Origin of the sequence: Corynebacterium casei LMG S-19264, from assembly GCF_000550785.1 — a bacterium.
GTDB classification, from domain to species: domain Bacteria; phylum Actinomycetota; class Actinomycetes; order Mycobacteriales; family Mycobacteriaceae; genus Corynebacterium; species Corynebacterium casei.
On sequence record NZ_CP004350.1, the window covers coordinates 1,535,202 to 1,553,391 of the forward strand.

The following is an 18,190-nucleotide window of genomic DNA, read 5'->3' on the forward strand; positions in this document are numbered from 1 at the left end:
GGAAAACTCTTGAGTTTCCTACAACCAGTTGTTTTTGCGGAACCACCAGAAGATGGCGCCGACGGTGATGACCATGAATGCAATGGAAATGTAGTAGCCGTATTCCAAGTGCAGCTCGGGCATGTTGTCGAAGTTCATGCCGTAAATACCCGCGATGAGCGTGGGCACGGCAGCCATGCCAACCACGGCTGAGATGGTGCGCATGTCGGTGTTTTGCTGCATGGAGACTTTGGCCACGGAGACATCGAGAAGTGAAGAAAGGCGTTCATCGAAGCTTTGGATGTGGTCTTTGACCACTGATTGGTGGTCGTTGACATCGCGGAGGTAGGAGCGGATTTGCTTGTCGATGAGGTCCTTGTTGTTTTCAACCAGCGACTTCAAGGCAGCAGACAGCGGCTCAATAGCGTGCTTCATCTCTAGAATCTCGCGCTTATAGAGGTAGATGCGGTTGACGTCGAACTTCACGCCGGGCTCGAAGACTTCTTCTTCAATTTCATCGACCTCGACTGCTAGCAGCGCGGAAATCTCTGAGTAGCGGTCCACCAACATATCCAGAATCTTCCAGACCATAGCAACGGGGCCGATTTCCACAAGCGACTGCTCATCAGCGACGGTGTACGCCAAGTTGGGTAGCTTCGCCTTGTGGCAGACAGTGATGAGGAAGTTTTTGCCCATGAGCATCTGCACCTCACCCGTGGAGATGACGTCACGGCGGTCCGTCACCTCATCGGAGTCGCGGTAGTTTACTGAGCGTGCGACCACGAAAAGCTGATCGTCATAGCGCTCCAGCTTGGGGCGCTGGTGCGCCAAGACGGCGTCTTCAACAATCAGTTCGTGGATGCCGAATTGCTCAGCGACGCGCGTCATCTGGTGCTCAACGGGCTCAACAAGGCCGACCCAGACGAAGCCACGGCCGTATTCTTCAACGGCTTCCAGCGCTGAGTTAACCGTGTATTCGCCGGGCAATGCTTCACCGTCGACAAAGACGCGGCAGTGTTCGATCGCGCGCTCAACGGGCACGTTCATCTTGGACTGTGAAGGAGGCTCAACCTTTGGCTTGCGCGGCCTAAACGGCGACGGTACAGCGGGCATATCAGCCTCCTTTTCCCAGTGGTTGCGGCGGGGATGTTCCCCGTCATCGTGACGGTTAGGAATCATACCCGCAACCAGAGCACCTATACTCATTGTCATGGCAACCTGGAAAGAAATCACGGAAGCAGATCCTTCCCACTCCCATAACTACGCCCGCCGCTGGAAAGTCTTGGAAGCAGAAGGAAAAGACATTCACGGCGAGGCTCGCACTGCAGACGCCATGCTGGAGCGCGGGTCCAAGGTATTAGACGCTGGCTGTGGTACCGGCCGTGTCGGTGGATATTTGGCGCGGCAAGGCCACAATGTGCTGGGCATGGATATTGACCCAATCTTGATTGATTATGCGCGCGAAGAACACCCCGATGTGCGCTGGGAAGTGGGGGACCTCACGAACGATGAGATCCCGGACAACGGCTTCGATCTAGCTATCTCCGCCGGCAATGTCATGGGCTTTCTCGCCCAAGACGGCCGCGAAGCAGCGCTGCGCAATATCTTCAACGCACTTGAGCCCGGCGGCCGCTTCGTCGTCGGTTTCGGCGAAGGCCGTGGCTGGAGCTTTGATGAATTCCTCGCACTCGTAGAAAAGGTCGGTTTCCGCATCGACTTCAAGTTCTCATCGTGGGACATGAATACCTTTAGCGCGAACTCGACTTTCTTGGTGGCGGTACTGTCACGCCCGGGTAGCTCGCTCCTGGGTTAAGAACGCGAAAGCGCTCGCTGGCCCTCGAATGAACGAGGTGCTAGCGAGCGCTTTTTTCAACCAAAGAAGCTTTAATTGACTTCCTGCTTCTTGGATTCATTGATGATGTTGCGGGCGTAAGCCTGCTGCTTGGTGATCTCGATGTTGCCGCGGGAGCGGGTGAAACCGTTCTGGAACCAGTTGATGATGGTGACCAGGCGGTTGCGGAAACCGGTGACGTAGCTGACGTGCAGACCCAACCAAGCCAACCAGCCGATAAAGCCGGTGATCTCGGTCTTGCCCATCTTCACAACGGCGTAGCCGCGGGAGATGGTCGCCATGGTGCCCTTGTCAAAGTAATCGAATGCTTCGGTCTCATTAGCGGTGGACTCTTCATCGGTCTTTGCGGCGATGAGCTTGGCAGCGTGAGCGCCACCCTGCATTGCAACCTGAGCCAGGCCAGGAAGGCGGTTAAGACCCATGAGGTCACCAATCGCGTAGACGTTGGAGTACTCGCCAACAGTCAGGTCTTCGTTGGTGGATACACGACCAGCGCGGTCGACCTCAACGCCAGCCTGCTCACCAACAAGGCGAGCCAGTGGGGAAGCAGCAACACCAGCGGACCAGATCTTGGTTGCACCGGTTAGCTCATGAACGGACTCGTCCTTCATGTTCTTGTAGGTGACAGCCTCTTCGGTCACGTCGGTAACCATTGCGTTCAGGCGAACGTCAACGCCGAGCTTCTCCAGAGCACGCTGGGACTTGCGGCCCAAGCGCTTACCGAATGGTGGCAGAACCTGAGGAGCACCATCAAGCAGGTAGATCTTTGCGGTCGCGGTGGAGTAGTTGGAGTAAGCATCAGTCAGAGTGCGGTTCGCCAACTCAGCAATCTGGCCGGTGAGCTCAACACCGGTTGGTCCAGCGCCCACGATGATGAAGGTCAACAGGCGCTCGCGCTCCTTAGGGTCATCGGTAAGCTCTGCCTTCTCGAAAGCACCGATGATGCGGGAACGCAGCTCCAAAGCGTCGTCCAAAGTCTTCATGCCTGGCGCGAACTCAGCGAAGTGGTCGTTGCCGAAGTAGGACTGGCCGGAGCCGGAAGCGACGATGAGGGAGTCATACTCGAAGACGCGGGTGAACTCATCATTCACTGCGGTCACGGTCTGAGCCTTGATATCAATGTCAGTTACTTCTGCGTTGACGAAGTTAGCGTTGTCCTGGTTGCGCAGCAGCTGACGGGTGGAAGGGGCAATTTCGCCAGCGGAAATCATGCCGGTGGCCACCTGGTACAGCATTGGCTGGAACAAGTGGTGGTTCTTCATGTCGATCAAGGTGACATCAACGTTGGCACCCTTGAGCTTGCGAGCAGCAGTCAGGCCACCGAGGCCAGCACCGATGATGACGACGTGGTGGCGGCCACCGTTTGGACGAAATGGAGCATCAGTCATTGCGAAGGAGCACCCTTCCTGTAGTAATAAGTAATTTTTCGACGTAAGTAGTCTAGATCCGAAAAGGCTGAAAGACTAGTTACTAAACACTGTGGCCCACGTTTCGCGCGGCAAGCCTGATAAAGAAACGTGTATTTAATAACTAAGATCGAATCTCGGGTTAAACGATAGTTCTTCTATGAGGATCCCGCTGGGGGTTTCCCTCATTTTCCTTAAGGGTTAAGAAAGGCAGAAATGGCCGCACACCAACACTTGTCTAGCATTGATGCGCAAGCATGGCCGGGAATCGCCACGTACCCCAGCGGGCTCATCACCGCAGTTAGGGCTCGTCGTGCGGAAGCCGAATTCGCCAAAGCGTGCTCCAATGCTGGACTTTCGTTGGAAGTTGAGCCCGATCTGGTCGTCCATCATGATGCGTTGTTCGCGCGAATTGCGCACAGTGGATGGCTGGGCGTCGCGGAATCGTATATGGCCGGGGAGTGGTCCACGCCGGATTCTTCGACTTTGGTAAAAGTTCTCACACGCCTGCTCGGTGTGGGCTACAACCCGGCTACAAACCAGGTTCCGCTCTCAGAGTCTTTTGGTGGGGAGCTGCCCGGAGATCTGGTCAATCTGTATTCGGGTGACGGGCTAAGCCACCATGGCGGGCTGTTTACGTCTGGTGTTTCCACCACCGTGCGGGAGTCTTGGCCGTCCTTCACGCGCGGTGCGGGTGCAAAGAAGCCGCATTTTGTGGATGTCACCACCGTGCATGAGCCCGATGACACCGTTGACCGGGAGGACCTCGCTGACGCGCAGCGCCGCTGGGCAACTGAGTTGTGTGACCTAACGAAGACAAACGTGGGCACGCACATGCTGATTTACCCGGCATCTGGCGCACAGGTTGCAGTTCAGGCTGCGGCTCGCCGCGCGACGGTTGATATTGCATCGGCTGACGATGCCCACTTGAAGTTCCTCAATGACCAATTGGTCTTGGAGGGCGTTGATGATTCAGTGGCCTGTCTTGCGCTGAATGAAGGAATTCCGAACCGTACTGAGTTGAAGAGTCGTTATGAGGCGATAGTGAGCATCGAAAAGCTCGAAGCTCTGGGCCCCAAGCAACGTCAAGCATTTGTGGAAGCCTTAAGCCGCTTGCTGGTGGGCACGGGCCGCGCGGTCCTGCAATCGATGGTGACTACCGAAACGATGTCAAAAGCTGCCTATTCTGCGCTGCAGCCCCTGCGCGCGTACATCTGGCCGGGCATGGAACTGCCCAGCGTGGAAGACGTACACAAGTTGCTCGAACGCCACTCTGGCCTGCGCGTTGTGGAACATCTGCACCTGGGCACGCACTACAAGGCTTCCTTGCAGTATGAACGGTCCTTTTTTGATGGCCGTCTGCGTGAGGCCGCTGCGGCCGGCTTCGACCAAGTATTTCGCCGGCTGTGGACATATCAATTTGCGCTGCGTGAAGCACTGCTGGCCCTGGGTATGATTGATTCCGTGGCCTTCGTTGCCACCCACCGCCACCGGGGTGGGCGAAGGTAACTTCCGGCACAGTTCTGAGACTATAGGTGCAGGTGAGGGCAACCTTTAGCCCCCTCCAATCGGGGGTGAACGGCGGATCTGTTACCACCTTGCCGAAAAGGAGGGCTAGTGTTGTGTCTTGCTAAAAAACAAGCATCATTTTAAGGGTCTATTAATTGCTAATGGGCCCTTTCTTGGCCCCTGAGTGCCTATTCTCATCTATATCTACAATGCAGTATCTACTTAAGGAGACTGTTTAAGTGTCTGAAAAGCGTGCTTCGCACAACCTGCGCGGCGGTTCCACCGTGGCGTTAGCGGATGCAAGGGATGCACTCGATGTTGAGAACTTCGAGCCAACCGGTGATATCGAAGAAACCGACAACGGGCGACAGATCGTAATTTCGCGTGAGCTGCCGCAGTCACCACAAGTTGTGTGGGGCTACCTGGCTAACGCTGCCCGCATCTCCCGCTGGTTTGGCCACTGCCACACCTTGGGCGATGCTTCACGCATGACCATGGTTTCGGAAGAAATCGAGTCCAGCTACGACGTGACCATCGCTGAGTCCACGCCGTACACCTACCTGCACTTGGCAGTCAACGACCACCAGGGCCACGATCTCAACATCCGCTTCTACCTCACTGAGGAAGACAACCATGAGACCTACCTGGAATTCCACCACAGCGTGGAAGGCGTTGAAGAACAGATCAGTCTTATCGCCCCAAAGTGGGAACTGATTCTAGACCGTCTGGAAATCGCCCTCGACGGCGGCAACGTCAAGGATGTTCAACTGGCTAACTACTACCCATGCCAGGTCGCGCACTACAGCCTGCCCGAAGACAAGTAGGGAGGCTGCGCAGAAGCGCAGCACCAGAACAGGCGCATTTGCCGGAATATGGCAAAATAAATTCCCACCTCACACCAGGAAAGCGAACTGGTGGAAGGTGGGAATTTTTGTGTGGCTATTGAGGTGCGAACTTTAGGGGTTAAGTAAAGAAAAGTGTGTCTGAGTTGGCCTTCTTTTACCAGTTCATCACCTGTTTTTAGCCGGTTTATAGTTCCTCAGGAGCTATAAACCGGCATTTTCACGTCAATGCCACGACGGAGATTTCAATATGGTACGAACAGCAGCGACACCGCCCCGGCACACACTTAGGAGCATAAGGCCTGTACAACAGCCAGTTAGCTTCGCTTACAGGGACCGAAGAATCAAATGGAAAGCTCCTCGAGAGCACTTCTTTGCCGTGGGGTGCGCATCTCAATACAATGCCCTTGCGCGGCCTTAAAACTCAGCGATAGCTCGTCTACCAGTAAGTACGTGCCGTCATAGCGAGAGCAGTCGAATTCTTGCCCGACACACCGACAGACACACTTTTCTTTACTTAACCCAACTTTAGACGTCGTTGAGGTCCTGCTTGGACAGTTCCTTCATGGACAGTACTGCAATCAAGGAGATTGCAGACACGATGGCCAGGTAGAAGCCCACTGCGTGAACACCGACCTGTGCAACCAGCCAGGTGGCGATAAACGGTGCAATCGCCGCGCCCAGGATGGAGGAGACGTTGTACGCAATGCCGGAGCCGGTGTAGCGCACGTTAGTGGGGAAGAGCTCTGGCAGTACCGCTGACATTGGGCCGAAAATAAGACCCATCAAGAACATGCCGATGGTCAGGAAGGCCAGCACGGAGCTTTCAGTTGCTGTCTCAATGGACAGGAACTGGGTGAAGGTGAAGCCGAAGACAATGATCAGGGCGGAAACTGTTGCCAGAATTGGCTTACGTCCGCGCTTGTCGGCCAGGATGGAAGATACTGGGATACCTGCGATAAACGCGAAGATGGAAATCAGCTGCAGCTGCAGGAAGTCGGTGTATTCGATGCCCAAGCCCAGGCCCTGTGAAGGATCACCAATACCGAAAGACAGAATCCAGGTGGTGACCAAGTAGAACAAGGTGTAGCAGCCCACCATGACGAAGGTGCCAATGAACATTGGCTTGCCAGCGACCTTGAATACCTCAGTGATGGGTGCCTTAACCTTCTTGCCTTGGTCAACAGCATTCTGGAATACCGGGGTCTCTTCCAACTTCAGGCGGACATACAGACCGATGAGAACCATGACTGCGGAAGCCAAGAATGGGATGCGCCAGCCCCATTCCATGAATGGGCCGGTGGTGTCACCGCGGGTGTAGCCCAATACGGAAACCAGAATCAGGAACAAGCCATTAGCTAGGAAGAATCCGAATGGCGCACCGAATTGTGGCCACATGGCTGCCGATGCACGCTTGCCGTCCTCAGCAGTCTCCGATGCCAGCAGGGCAGCGCCGGACCATTCGCCGCCCAGGCCTAAGCCCTGGCAGAAACGCATCAGTGCCAGCAGTGCCGGCGCGAGAATGCCTGCGGTGGCATAGGTTGGCAGCAAACCGATGATGAACGTTGCAATACCCATGGTCAGCAACGCGCCAACGAGAGTTGCTTTGCGGCCAACGCGGTCACCAAAGTGGCCGAAGACAATGGAGCCCAAAGGACGAGCTACGAACGCCAGACCGAAGGTGGCAAACGACTGCAGCAACGCTACAGTTGGATCCTCAGTAGCAGGGAAGAACAGGAGAGGGAAGACCGCTACGGCCGCGGTGGCGTAGATATAGAAGTCATAGAACTCAATCGTGGTGCCGATAGTTGATGCAAACGCGACACGACGACGATCTTTCGGCGTCAACTTAGCAGCCGAACCCGCAGTGGGCGTATTCCCATCTTGAAAAACAGAGGTAGTCAATATTCTGGCGCTTTCTAATTCGCTGTGTCATAAGGTGAGAAGCCGCAACATACCTATTGCACACCTCTAACCTGGTGATTAAAGTAAAAGTCTCACTCAATGGACGAAACATTCCCATTCCGTGAGACTTTTAGACTAACGCGTGAACAATTAGAAATCAAAGTCATTTACCGCACAATGGCGCACATCATACTGAAATGGGCTGCGAAGGCCTAAAGCGATCGAGCCTGCGGGCCTGGCGTCCAGTCATCCACACGGCGCTCGCTGCAGAACGGCGGTCCGTGCAAACCGAATGGCGCTAAGCGCGGGCCAACGGTCAGGCCAAGAGCTAGTTAGCCGAGCGGATGTCTAAGCGGATAAACAATCCAAGTTGGAAACTGGGGAGAGCGGCACCCAAATGTATAATGACATAATGTACATTATCGGACAAAAGGAGCAATTGCTTATTAATGCCCACAGTCCACGGTTTACCTTCGATAAACGCTTGATGCACTTGAAACATTCGCTGTAGAAAAATCGCTGCACTACATTCGGTGCGTTGTGTTTATTATTGTGTTTGCTCTAATAATCGTGTCGAGCATGTGCGCCTTTTCTTGCTTAGGTACGCGTCCTCGCTTTGTTTGTGCGTTGCTGCTCGGCTGTTCAACCCGGGTTCGCGTCGGGCCGTCGATGAGTTTCGGTGCATTTGTCCGTCTTTAGCTGCTGAAGTCGCTTCAGGGCCCCATTGCCCTTAAGCAGCCGCAAGGCTGAATAAACCCCTAATAACGTCACCGTGACGTTATTAGGGGTAATTATCTGGTTGCAGCTTTCGCGGTAGCTATTCTTCGATCTTGCCCAGTGCTACGCGAACGTTGACGGCACCTTCTTCTTCGATCTTGGCCGCAATCATGTCCGGTGTGATGACGTTGAAATCAAGACGATTAATTTGAATATCGCCACCCAGCAAGATGGTGTCGCCGTCACGCACGGCCTGGAATGGCGCGGTGACATTCTTGGTGGTGTCCTTGATGGCCAGGTCGCCAGTGAGCTCAACCTCGCCAAGAGTGCCGTCCTCAGGCAACGTGCTCAAGTCAACTGGCTCGGTCAGCTCAAAGGTTGCCTCCGGGAACTGATCAGTCTCAAACAGCTTGTCCTTCATATTCTGGTCACGGACTTGCTTATCGGTAGAAAGCTCGGCCATATCCACGGTGATTGCTGCGGATTCAACGGTGCCGTCGGTAATCTCAGCCTGGCCGCTCACATGCTTGGTGGAGCCTGAAGTGACAGTGACCTCAGCTGGCAGAACCTCGCCAAAGGTAAAGCCTACGGAGCTGTAATTGTGAGCGTTACCTTGGATAACTTCCCAATTGCCATCCAGTTCGGTGGATGCTGGCTCGGTTCGTTCGGCATTGATTGGTTCAGTCTTCACACCGGAGCCCATGAAGAGTGTGTAGAACATTGGGACAAGCGCAACCAGCGTCAAGCCCACGATGATCACAATAAAAATTGGGACCATAATTTTGCGATTGTAGAAAATCTTCTTCAACATTAGGTTTCTATCTCAACTCTTCCACTCGGCGGGCAATGCCAACCAATTCGTCACACAGGTGCCGTACCTCTGATGCTGGTGCGCCTTCTTCAATTGCTGTGGCAATATCCTCGGCAGAACAACGAAGCTCAAAGAGCCCGTCATGCAGTTTCACCGCGCGCTCAGGCGATAAGGTCAAGGCTTTCTCGTTGTCCGAAAAATCCCGTAGAGCAGCTCGTTTCTCGTATGCACGTTGCTTGCACGCGGAGCTGCAATACTTCTTTGGCCTGCCTCTACCCTGGTTTACAACAGATTTCCCACACCACTGACAGGCTGCTTTGTCACCTTCACTATCAGAAGTACGCATCACTTGCTCTACCTTAGTACAACGTTTGCCAAACTAGTGAGTCCATGCCGGCGGCTTCGTGGGTGACTCCTCACAGTTGAATAATAAGTCTTGGGGATGCCGGGAACAATTTTCAGTGCTTGTCCGTTATACTTATAGCTCTGTTTAATGAGAAGGTGCTGTGGGTGTTTTCACCCGCGCTCTCCTATCCCTAGATGTAAAGGATGATGTCGCAATGGCAGATCGCGTACTCCGTGGCAGCCGCATGGGCACTGTTAGCTACGAAACCGACCGCGACCACGATCTCGCTCCACGCCAGATGGTCAAGTACCGCACGGCAGCGGGTGAGATCTACGAGGTTCCTTTCGCACACGATGCAGAAATTCCAGTGGAATGGCTGTGCAAGAACGGTTCATGGGGCACCCTGGTTGAGGGCGAAGGCGTAGAGTCCAAGCCAATCAAGCCACCACGTACCCACTGGGACATGCTGCGTGAGCGTCGCTCCATCGAAGAACTTGATTCCTTGCTGGAACAGCGCATTGATGCGTTGCGCAAGCGTCGTCGCTCCGCAGCTCGCATGCTGAAGGAACAGCAGGAAGAACAGGCAAAGAACGGCAAGTAGTTCTTGCTTTACGCCTGAGCTTAAACTCTCAATGCAAAGGTGCGGGCCTCCAAAGATTTTCTTGGAGGCCCGCACCTTACTTTTGTGTGAACTTAATTGAGGCGTTCACCATCGCCGGCGGAGAACACGTGCAGTCCGCCTGGAACTACTGCTGCGTGAACGGTCTCCCCTGCCTGGATATTGGCGCTCGCAGCTACGCGCATGACAATGTCTGCGGCGTTCTGTGTTGCTACCGGAGCAGCCGGTGCGGCGCCTGCCGCGCCTGCTGTACCTGCATTGGTCGAAATAGCTGACACGCTAGGTGCGGAGCTAGCCTCGGTGCCATCAAGGTGGCCGTAGAGGTAGGTGTCGCTTCCGAGTTCCTCGGTGAAGTCAACAACGAAGGACACAACACCATGGCTATCTGCTGGGAGCTGATCGGCGCTTGGAACGTACTCCAGTCCTTCAGGACGGAATCCAACCACAACGGTGGATTCGCCAGAGGATGAAATTGCGGAACGTGCCTGTTCAGGAAGCTCAACTCGCGCCGAGCCATTGGTGGCATAGCCCTGAGCGTCGACGCTAAATGTCGAAAGGTTCATTGCTGGTGAACCAATGAAGGAAGCCACGAAGGTATTGCGTGGTGAATCGTAGAGCTCACGCGGGGTACCAACCTGTTGCAGCTTGCCTTCCTTAAGCACTGCGATGCGATCCCCCATGGTCAAGGCCTCAGTCTGGTCGTGGGTAACATACACGGTGGTTACCCCGAGCTTGCGCTGCAGTGCTGCGATCTGAGTACGGGTTTGCACACGCAGCTTGGCATCCAAGTTGGACAATGGCTCATCCATCAAGAACACCTGGGGGCTGCGCACAATCGCGCGTCCCATGGCCACTCGCTGACGCTGACCACCAGACAGTGCCTTTGGCTTGCGGTCAAGAAACTCAGTGAGGCCGAGAGTCTCCGCGGCTTCTTCGACGCGCTCATTGATCTCTGCCTTGGACTTACCGGCCATCTTCAACGCAAAGCCCATGTTGTCACGCACAGACATGTGTGGATACAGGGCGTAGTTCTGGAAAACCATGGCGATATCGCGGTCGCGTGGCTCAGTGTTGGTGACGTCCTTGTCCCCGATGGAGATTGAGCCATCGGTTACCATCTCGAGCCCCGCGAGCATGCGCAAGGTTGTGGACTTGCCGCAGCCCGACGGGCCAACGAGGACCAGGAATTCGCCATCAGCAATTTCCAAATTGAACTTGTCCACGGAAGGCTCCTCGGCGCCCGGGTAGGTACAAGTGGCGTTATCAAAAACTACGTGAGCCATGGTTTTCCTTACGCAAAATAGTTGTTGCTAAAAGCCTAGCGCTTTGAGCCCGAGCGCATGTCGTTTACCGTATGTTTTGCTAGCTTCCAGACTTCCCCAGCCAGATCGCCGACGTAGGAGGTTGCTTCGCCCAAACGGGATGGAACCTTGGTCACGCCAGTATCTTCCACCAGCTTCTTCACCACTGGGGTGACGTCCTCGACTGCGTCCTTGGCCTGCTCAGTACGGTGTTCAAGGCCCCACTTGGTGACCTCAAACAGGGAGTCTTTAACAAAGGAGCCATCCAGCTTGGACTCGCCGTATTCGCGCTCAGTGAAGGTAATTGGGACTTCACGGACATCAAAACCGTCCTTGACCGCGCGGAATGCAAGGTCAACCTGGAAGATATAGCCGGCATCAGAAAGCTCATCGAAGTCAATGAACTCCAGCAGGTCACGGCGGAATGCGCGGTAACCAGCGGTCATATCGGACAGACCAGCGCCCAGTGCCATAGAGATGTAGATGTTGCCCAGACGTGAGAGGTACTCACGGGAAGCAGGCCAGTTGACGGTCTCGCCGCCCTCAACATAGCGGGAGCCGATAACCAGGTCAGCTCCCTTATCAATCTCCTCTAGGAGTAGATGCAGCTGCTCTGGTGCGTGGGAGCCATCAGCGTCCATCTCGCACAGAACCTGGTAGTCGCGCTCTAGGCCCCACTTGAAGCCCGCGATGTAGGCGCCCAGCAGGCCATCCTTGCTCTTGCGGTGGATGACGTGCAGGTGGTCATCCTTCTCAGAGAGCTCATCAGCGAGCTCGCCGGTGCCGTCAGGAGAAGAGTCATCCACGATCAGAATGTGAACCTCTGGGGTTGCTTCACGCACACGCTTGGTGATCAGCGGCAAGTTCTCAATCTCATTGAACGTTGGGATGATCACCAAAGTGCTGTCAGACAGTGCGGTCTGTGGAGAAGTCACGGGCGTTGGTACTCCTTAATCGGCAAAAATATGATTGGGGCCAAAGAAAACATAACTGATTCTATGCCTCTGCTTGAGCAGGCTTGGCAGTTTTAACGTTGCGAGGCTGACGTTTTATCATCCAAGCATACCCTGCACCCACCACGCCTAAGGCGATGAGGATGAGTTGAATCCACCATCCAAAGCGCACTGCAAATGTTACTGAATCGCGCAGTGGAAGTTCTTCAACTAGATAGTCAGGCTGGAAAATCTCAGTGTTCTGAGACACCGTGCCATCGGGATGAACAATAGCGGAAACACCTGATGTTGCAGGAACTACCATGGCGCGGTCTGTCTCAATGGCGCGCATGCGGCTCATTGCCAGCTGCTGATAGGTCATGTCCGAGAAGCCAAAGGTTGCGTTATTAGTTGGGCTGGTCAGGATTTGTGCACCATTTTCAATGGAAGTTCTAAACGCATTGTCGAAGCTGACCTCATAACAGGTTGCTACACCGAGCACTACGTCAGCCATGTTGACTACACCTGGGCCGTCACCGGGTTTAAAGTCGCCGGCGAGCTCCACATAGTCGGAGACATGTTTAAAGATATCTCGCATGGGCATGGTTTCGCCGAAGGGCTGCAAGTATTTCTTGTAGTGGTAATCCCCCGGTTCGCCATCGGCGTTAAAGACCTGCATGGTGTTGCGTTCGCCGACTTCGTCAACCGTCAACGTGCCCACCATGATTGGCACTTGGATGTCATCCACGGCTTCTTGGATCAGCGCGCCTGCCTGTCGGTCACGGAAAGGGTTGACGTCGGAGGAATTCTCCGGCCAAATCACGATGTCAACGTCCTCGCCGGATTCTGCCAACTGCTTGGTCACGTCAACGTGGTTTTCCAACACGGCGCGACGTTGTGCGTTGAACTCTAGACCCAAGCGTGGAACGTTGCCCTGGATCGCGGCAATGTTGATGGTATCTGTGGTGTGGTGTGGCTGATTAACACCTTGCTGGGCCAAAAACGCCAGACCAAATGGAATCAAACCGGTAAAAAGTGCAAGGGCGCGAACACCATAGGCGCCAGACTCGGCCTCCGTACGCATGCCGAGGCGCACCAGTGGGTTCTCGTCCACCGTTTCCGGCGCTACCAGTTGACGTGGCGGGCCAAAGAGTAAAGCGGCGATGCTGGTGCCCACCGTGGCGGCGGCGGCGGTCACAAGCGCAGGTCCTCCCCAGGACGCGAGAAACGCCAGCGGGCCATCAACTTGGCCCCATCCCAGGCGGACCCACGAAAAGCCGCCGAAGGGGGCCGAGGATCGCAAAAGCTCAATGGCCAGGTAGAAGAGCGGGAAGATGATATAGCCCAGGCGCATGCGGGCGATGAACACGCCAAACACGCCAAGAAGCAGGGCATAAAGGCTAAGCCAGAATGCCAGTGCGCCGTATGGGAAGGCGCCAACCAATTCCCCGATCCACGGCAGCAGCAGCAAGTAGGCCACCATGGAGTGAACAAACCCTATGAGCGCACCGGACTTGGCGCTCACAAAGTTGCCGCGCCACGGCATCAGCGAAACAAAAATTACGGTGATGCCAACGATGCCAAGAGGCCAGTAGCCGTGGGGCTCAAAGGAGTAATAGACTCCAGCGCCGCCGAGGCCGGCTAGCAGGAGGCGAAGCAAAAGTAACACTACTAATTACTATCACTTCTTTGGCGTGGTGACGGCACCGAAACCACATGCTTAGTTGTCTTTGCCCGAGGAGTCATCCTTTGCTGAGCCGTCTGAACCACCAGACTTGCCAAAGTCCTCTGGGTTCAGGGATTCAGTCCAGCTGCGGATTTCTTCTTCATCAATGACTTCATGGTTTTCTGGCTTATTACCGGCAGTAGGGCCATGAGCAGCGCTACCCTGTCCTCCAGCGCTTGGATGCTGCGCAGCACCTTGACCAAAGCCAGCCGCTGGATTGCCGAATCCACCAAAGCCGCCGAAGTTTCCGTAGCTTTCGTGCTGCCCGGACATTGGGGAGGCATCATAAAAGCGCACGCCCATGTTCTCAACTGACTTGAAAAGTTTGACCGAAAGCATGTTGCGCAGCAATGCACGGGTTGGCGGCAGGATCAGGAAGATGCCGATAAAGGTGGTGATAAAGCCTGGCAGGGACAAGAACACGCCACCAGCAAGGGTGAGGCCAACATTGCCCGCGGTACGGCCGGGGGTTGCGTCTTCCATGATGACGGAACCATCTTCGGTGCGTTTGGTCTTGCCGCTCATGATGCGGCGGACTTCCAGGCTTGCAATGGTCATGCCAAAGAGCATGGTGGCAAGCAGCAACAGCAGGGTCCATCCCAGACCAATGAGCTGCGCGAGGCCTACAAAGGCCAAGCCTTCGAGGACGAGGTATACGAATAGGACAAGCATGAACGGCATAATGTTGACCATCCTACAAGCTTGGGCGTGATACGACATGTGTACATGCTGTGTATTTGTCACAAGGTAGTAGAATCTGGCGCATGCCACGACCAATTCTTTCCGCGCAGTCAGATTCCACCGTATTGAGCTTGTTCCCCGCGGGCGGAATCACTAGGTCGCAGGATTGGCTAGAAATCGCGGATGCCTCGCGTCAGCTTGCAGATTCCAACATCTATCTCACCTCGCACAGCTCGCTGGAGCTGCGCAACATTGCCGATGGAGACGCTGTCATTGAGCGTTTGGCCACCACTACTCTGCACACGTCGCCGTGCCGCGTGGTGGCGTCCCCCTTGAACTCGCGTGCGCGTGAGCTTGCCCGCTTGATTGGTGAGGCAGCGCCAGAGTCGACCAAGGACAACATCGTGGTCGGAGTTGATTCCGGGGATGGGCTCATTGCCAGCCATCATCCGCACGTGTGCGTGACGTTGATTGAAAACACCACAGAAGTTCGCGTGAGGGTTTTAGAACATGAGTTTCGCACGGACATTGGTGAGGCACCTAGTGCGGTGGCAGAGATCCTGCAATATTTGGACGCCAACAAGTCCGCAGAGGCACAGCTTGCCGATGCAGAGCTTATCGATGCTCCGTTGAAGAACTCCCAGCTTCCCATCGGTTGGTTGGCTGATCATATGCCAAGCGGCCGCGTGGAACTGGGCGTTGGCCTTTTTGACGGCGTGATGAGTGCCGAGATCGCCGAGATACTAGGAAAGATGGAAGTGCCAGTGACAATTACCCCGTGGAAGGGGCTTGTCCTGCACGATCTTTCCGAAGGCGATGCCGACGCGGTGGTCCGAGTACTTGCACCACGCGGGCTCATCTTCGATGTGAATTCGCCGTTCCTCTAACTAGGTTGCATCGCGGTAGGTGGTTGCAAACACCTACCGCGGCATGCGCCGCCAGATTGGTCGTGGCACAAGGCGCATGATGAAAGCCAGAACAGCAAGCTGGCGTGGAATCCACAGCGTGATGCTGCGGTACTTCTTGCCGGATCCGGACTTGTTCTGCTTGTGAATCTCTGAGGCGATGGAGTCCGCAACAATCTCAGGGGTGACTGACATTGGTGCAGGCTCCATGCCGGTGGTCATTGAACCGATGACAAAGCCAGGACGAGCGGTGATGAGCGCCAAATTCTTAGATTTATCCAAGGTCAGCTTGTCGGCGAGTCCCTGACAGAAAGCATCCAGGCCCGCCTTTGTGGAGCCGTAGACATAGTTTGCGCGCCGGGCACGCCAGCCAGCAATCGAGGAAAAGGCGATGATGTGGCCGGAGGACATGACATCGGCAAGCACTGTGAGCATCGATACCTGGGCGAGGTAGTCCACCGTTGCGATGTCTACCGCATGGCTTTCATCGCGCTCGGCTCTCTCCTGCTCACCCAAGATGCCGAAAGCCACCACGGCGCAGGAAATCGGACCTACCTTGTGCTGCACCGATTCAATCTTCTCCCGGTGTGAGGCGATATCCGTGGCGTCGAAGTCGAGAAACTCCACCTGTGGGCACCCGAGATCCTTTAGCTCTGCGGTGAGCCCCTCAAGTCCATGATTCCCGCGCGCTGCGAGAACAACTGGGCGGCCTGGACATAGCCGGCGTGCTAGCTCGCCGCCAATGTCGCTGCGGCCACCCAGAAACAGGACGGCGCCTGGTTGAGCTTCGGGTTTAGCGGAGACCACGTGGACCCTGGTTCAGGGATTCAATGCCGTCTGCTGTGGTGGTGACGATGTCCTCGATGCGCATGCCCCACTTGCCTGGCATGTAGATGCCTGGCTCGATGGAAAAGGCCATACTCTCGCGGATTACTAGGTCACTACCAGCGATGATGAATGGCTCTTCGTGCCCACTCAAGCCAATGCCGTGGCCTAGGCGGTGGGTGAAGTATGCCCCGTACCCAGCCTCTGTGATTGGGGTACGTGAGGACGCGTCAATCTCTTGTGCCGTGCGACCTGGCTTCGAGAACTCCAGCGACGCCTTCTGCGCGGCTTGTAGCACCTCATAAGCCTTGAGGAAGTCTTCCGGCGCCTGGGAAATATCGCCACCTGCAACATAAGTGCGGGTGCAGTCGGAGTGGTATCCGGTTTCCAGGGTGCCTCCGATATCCACGACCACTGGGTCGCCTGCATTGATGACGCGATCAGAGAAGCTGTGGTGCGGATTAGCACCATTTTCCATGGAACCGACAATGACGAAGTCGACGCTTACGTGCTCGTCCAAGATCATTGCAGTGAGGTCTTCTGCGACCTCACGCTCAGTACGGCCCGGCTGCAACAAGTCAGGAACCTTCGCGTGGACGCGGTCAATAGCCTGCGCTGCCTTGCGCAGCTCTTCGATTTCCGCTTCATCCTTGGAAGAAAACAGCTCGGCCAAGGCGGTATTCGCCAAAACCCACTGGGCATCAACCAAACCCTGCAGCTGGAACAAGTGGTCTGCAGTCAGCGCAGCAGTCGCCGCAACCGTTGCAGCATCCTGGCCGATGGCTTTGGCAACCTGGCCGTAGATATCATCGCCATCATTCCAGCCGTGGACCTCAACATCCAAGTTCGGCACTGGCGAGAGATTCAGATCCAAAATATCGGTACCTGGTGCGAACAGCTGCGGCTTGCCTTCTGCTGGAATGATGAGCGCGGTCAAACGCTCATGGGAAGACAGCGTTGAGCCGGTGAGATAAAAGAAGTCCTCACCGGTAGCAACCACCACGGCATCTATGCCAGCGGACCTGGTGATTTCCTGCGCGCGGCGCAGGCGCTGGTCGTAAACTTCAGGGGAAAAGACAGTTAATGAACTCATGTCTGCCATGATAACACCGTTAATATTCACGCCTCTCCTCCGCCCTGGTTGTCTAAGGTGGGCGGTGTGGTTTTAGAAACATGGCTAGACTCCCCAAGCATTGACCTGCACGGGCAAACTATAAGAATCTCCAACGGCCGCAGGTACTGCTCAGGAATGCTGATTGCGCCCGACTTAGAGGCAACCGAAGAGAAAATATCCACCTCGCTGGTACTCACCTGCGCCCACTTCTTTCGCACCGCACCCATTGGTGCCTTCTACGTCCGAGGAAGAGGGCTTAACCGCAAGCTGCAGGCTGTTCGCACCATCGACGGCACAGATATTGCCATCGCACTGCTACAACGCCCAGCCCCGGCCCGTGAGCTGCTCGGCGTGGGCACACAGTCCTTATCCCCAGGGATGAAGACAGCCACACTCGGATATGGCGGTAACAGCAAATATGCCATCGAAAAGCATGGCACTGTGCTGCTGCCCTTACCAATCTCCTACTCCCGAGGATTTGAAACCCGCGTGCGTCCCGCCGCCATTCAAATAAATACTCCCAAAGCAATCAAAGGCGACTCCGGCGGCGCCGTTCTCTCCATGCGCGACGGCGACACACAACCGACTATCAATGCCGTGCAATCCCTAGTGCTTGACCCACTCGGCATCAACCTAGGACTGGCGACCGTTGCGCAAACCTCCACGCACAAAAAGTCCCTGTACCGCGCGGCACAGGGACTGATAGCAATGCAGGAATGA

The 18,190-nt window shown here is 55.4% G+C and carries 17 protein-coding genes; 6 read left to right on the top strand and 11 right to left on the bottom strand.

Features of this window, described 5'->3' with window-relative positions:
• Positions 1 to 18: 18 nt before the first annotated feature.
• Positions 19 to 1,092, bottom strand: coding sequence for a magnesium/cobalt transporter CorA (gene corA / locus CCASEI_RS07075; protein WP_025387535.1), 1,074 nt, complete (start codon positions 1,090 to 1,092; stop codon positions 19 to 21).
• Between the two features lie 97 nt (positions 1,093 to 1,189).
• Here corA and CCASEI_RS07080 point away from each other — a divergent pair, with 97 nt between their 5' ends.
• Positions 1,190 to 1,792, top strand: coding sequence for a class I SAM-dependent DNA methyltransferase (locus CCASEI_RS07080; RefSeq protein WP_006823666.1), 603 nt, complete (start codon positions 1,190 to 1,192; stop codon positions 1,790 to 1,792).
• A 71-nt stretch (positions 1,793 to 1,863) separates the two neighbouring features.
• Here the strand turns inward: CCASEI_RS07080 and CCASEI_RS07085 are convergent, their stop codons facing one another.
• Positions 1,864 to 3,219, bottom strand: coding sequence for an NAD(P)/FAD-dependent oxidoreductase (locus tag CCASEI_RS07085; protein ID WP_006823667.1), 1,356 nt, complete (start codon positions 3,217 to 3,219; stop codon positions 1,864 to 1,866).
• A 234-nt stretch (positions 3,220 to 3,453) separates the two neighbouring features.
• Here CCASEI_RS07085 and CCASEI_RS07090 point away from each other — a divergent pair, with 234 nt between their 5' ends.
• Together CCASEI_RS07090 and CCASEI_RS07095 are read left to right on the top strand one after the other, a co-directional pair.
• Positions 3,454 to 4,746 carry a class I SAM-dependent methyltransferase gene (locus CCASEI_RS07090; protein ID WP_006823668.1) on the top strand — a complete coding sequence of 431 codons (1,293 nt, stop codon included), beginning with the start codon at positions 3,454 to 3,456 and terminating at the stop codon, positions 4,744 to 4,746.
• A gap of 239 nt (positions 4,747 to 4,985) precedes the next feature.
• Positions 4,986 to 5,570, top strand: a complete 585-nt coding sequence (locus CCASEI_RS07095; RefSeq protein ID WP_006823669.1) for an SRPBCC domain-containing protein — start codon at positions 4,986 to 4,988, stop codon at positions 5,568 to 5,570.
• Between the two features lie 546 nt (positions 5,571 to 6,116).
• Here the strand turns inward: CCASEI_RS07095 and CCASEI_RS07100 are convergent.
• The 3 genes from CCASEI_RS07100 to CCASEI_RS15690 form a co-directional block, all read right to left on the bottom strand.
• Complete coding sequence (locus CCASEI_RS07100) at positions 6,117 to 7,436, bottom strand: MFS transporter (protein WP_050808147.1); 1,320 nt, start codon at positions 7,434 to 7,436, stop codon at positions 6,117 to 6,119.
• A gap of 874 nt (positions 7,437 to 8,310) precedes the next feature.
• A complete protein-coding gene (locus tag CCASEI_RS07105; protein WP_006823672.1) occupies positions 8,311 to 9,021 on the bottom strand; it encodes a YceI family protein in 711 nt (236 codons plus the stop codon).
• Positions 9,022 to 9,028: 7 nt separating this feature from the next.
• Complete coding sequence (locus CCASEI_RS15690; protein ID WP_051461196.1) at positions 9,029 to 9,367, bottom strand: hypothetical protein; 339 nt, start codon at positions 9,365 to 9,367, stop codon at positions 9,029 to 9,031.
• A 214-nt stretch (positions 9,368 to 9,581) separates the two neighbouring features.
• Here CCASEI_RS15690 and CCASEI_RS07115 point away from each other — a divergent pair, with 214 nt between their 5' ends.
• A complete protein-coding gene (locus CCASEI_RS07115; protein ID WP_025387537.1) occupies positions 9,582 to 9,968 on the top strand; it encodes an RNA polymerase-binding protein RbpA in 387 nt (128 codons plus the stop codon).
• 92 nt (positions 9,969 to 10,060) lie between these two features.
• Here the strand turns inward: CCASEI_RS07115 and CCASEI_RS07120 are convergent, their stop codons facing one another.
• From CCASEI_RS07120 to CCASEI_RS07135, 4 genes are all read right to left on the bottom strand, one after another.
• The gene (locus CCASEI_RS07120; protein WP_006823675.1) at positions 10,061 to 11,269 is read right to left on the bottom strand and encodes an ABC transporter ATP-binding protein; all 1,209 of its coding nucleotides are present in this window, start codon (positions 11,267 to 11,269) and stop codon (positions 10,061 to 10,063) included.
• A gap of 35 nt (positions 11,270 to 11,304) precedes the next feature.
• Entirely contained in the window at positions 11,305 to 12,222 is a 918-nt protein-coding gene (locus tag CCASEI_RS07125; RefSeq protein ID WP_006823676.1) for a polyprenol monophosphomannose synthase, read from the bottom strand.
• 61 nt (positions 12,223 to 12,283) lie between these two features.
• Complete coding sequence (gene lnt, locus CCASEI_RS07130; protein ID WP_025387538.1) at positions 12,284 to 13,888, bottom strand: apolipoprotein N-acyltransferase; 1,605 nt, start codon at positions 13,886 to 13,888, stop codon at positions 12,284 to 12,286.
• A gap of 51 nt (positions 13,889 to 13,939) precedes the next feature.
• The gene (locus CCASEI_RS07135) at positions 13,940 to 14,617 is read right to left on the bottom strand and encodes an FxsA family protein (protein WP_318532813.1); all 678 of its coding nucleotides are present in this window, start codon (positions 14,615 to 14,617) and stop codon (positions 13,940 to 13,942) included.
• Positions 14,618 to 14,709: 92 nt separating this feature from the next.
• Here CCASEI_RS07135 and CCASEI_RS07140 point away from each other — a divergent pair, with 92 nt between their 5' ends.
• Positions 14,710 to 15,513, top strand: coding sequence for a hypothetical protein (locus CCASEI_RS07140; protein ID WP_006823679.1), 804 nt, complete (start codon positions 14,710 to 14,712; stop codon positions 15,511 to 15,513).
• Positions 15,514 to 15,546: 33 nt separating this feature from the next.
• Here CCASEI_RS07140 and CCASEI_RS07145 read toward each other — a convergent pair whose 3' ends face one another.
• Together CCASEI_RS07145 and CCASEI_RS07150 are read right to left on the bottom strand one after the other, a co-directional pair.
• On the bottom strand, positions 15,547 to 16,338 hold the full coding sequence (locus CCASEI_RS07145; RefSeq protein WP_006823680.1) for an SDR family oxidoreductase: 792 nt from the start codon (positions 16,336 to 16,338) through the stop codon (positions 15,547 to 15,549).
• A complete protein-coding gene (locus CCASEI_RS07150; RefSeq protein WP_006823681.1) occupies positions 16,325 to 17,458 on the bottom strand; it encodes a M24 family metallopeptidase in 1,134 nt (377 codons plus the stop codon). Before CCASEI_RS07150 ends, CCASEI_RS07145 begins: the two co-directional genes overlap by 14 nt.
• Positions 17,459 to 17,515: 57 nt before the next feature.
• Between CCASEI_RS07150 and CCASEI_RS07155 the strand changes: the two genes are divergently transcribed.
• The gene (locus CCASEI_RS07155; RefSeq protein WP_006823682.1) at positions 17,516 to 18,190 is read left to right on the top strand and encodes a trypsin-like peptidase domain-containing protein; all 675 of its coding nucleotides are present in this window, start codon (positions 17,516 to 17,518) and stop codon (positions 18,188 to 18,190) included.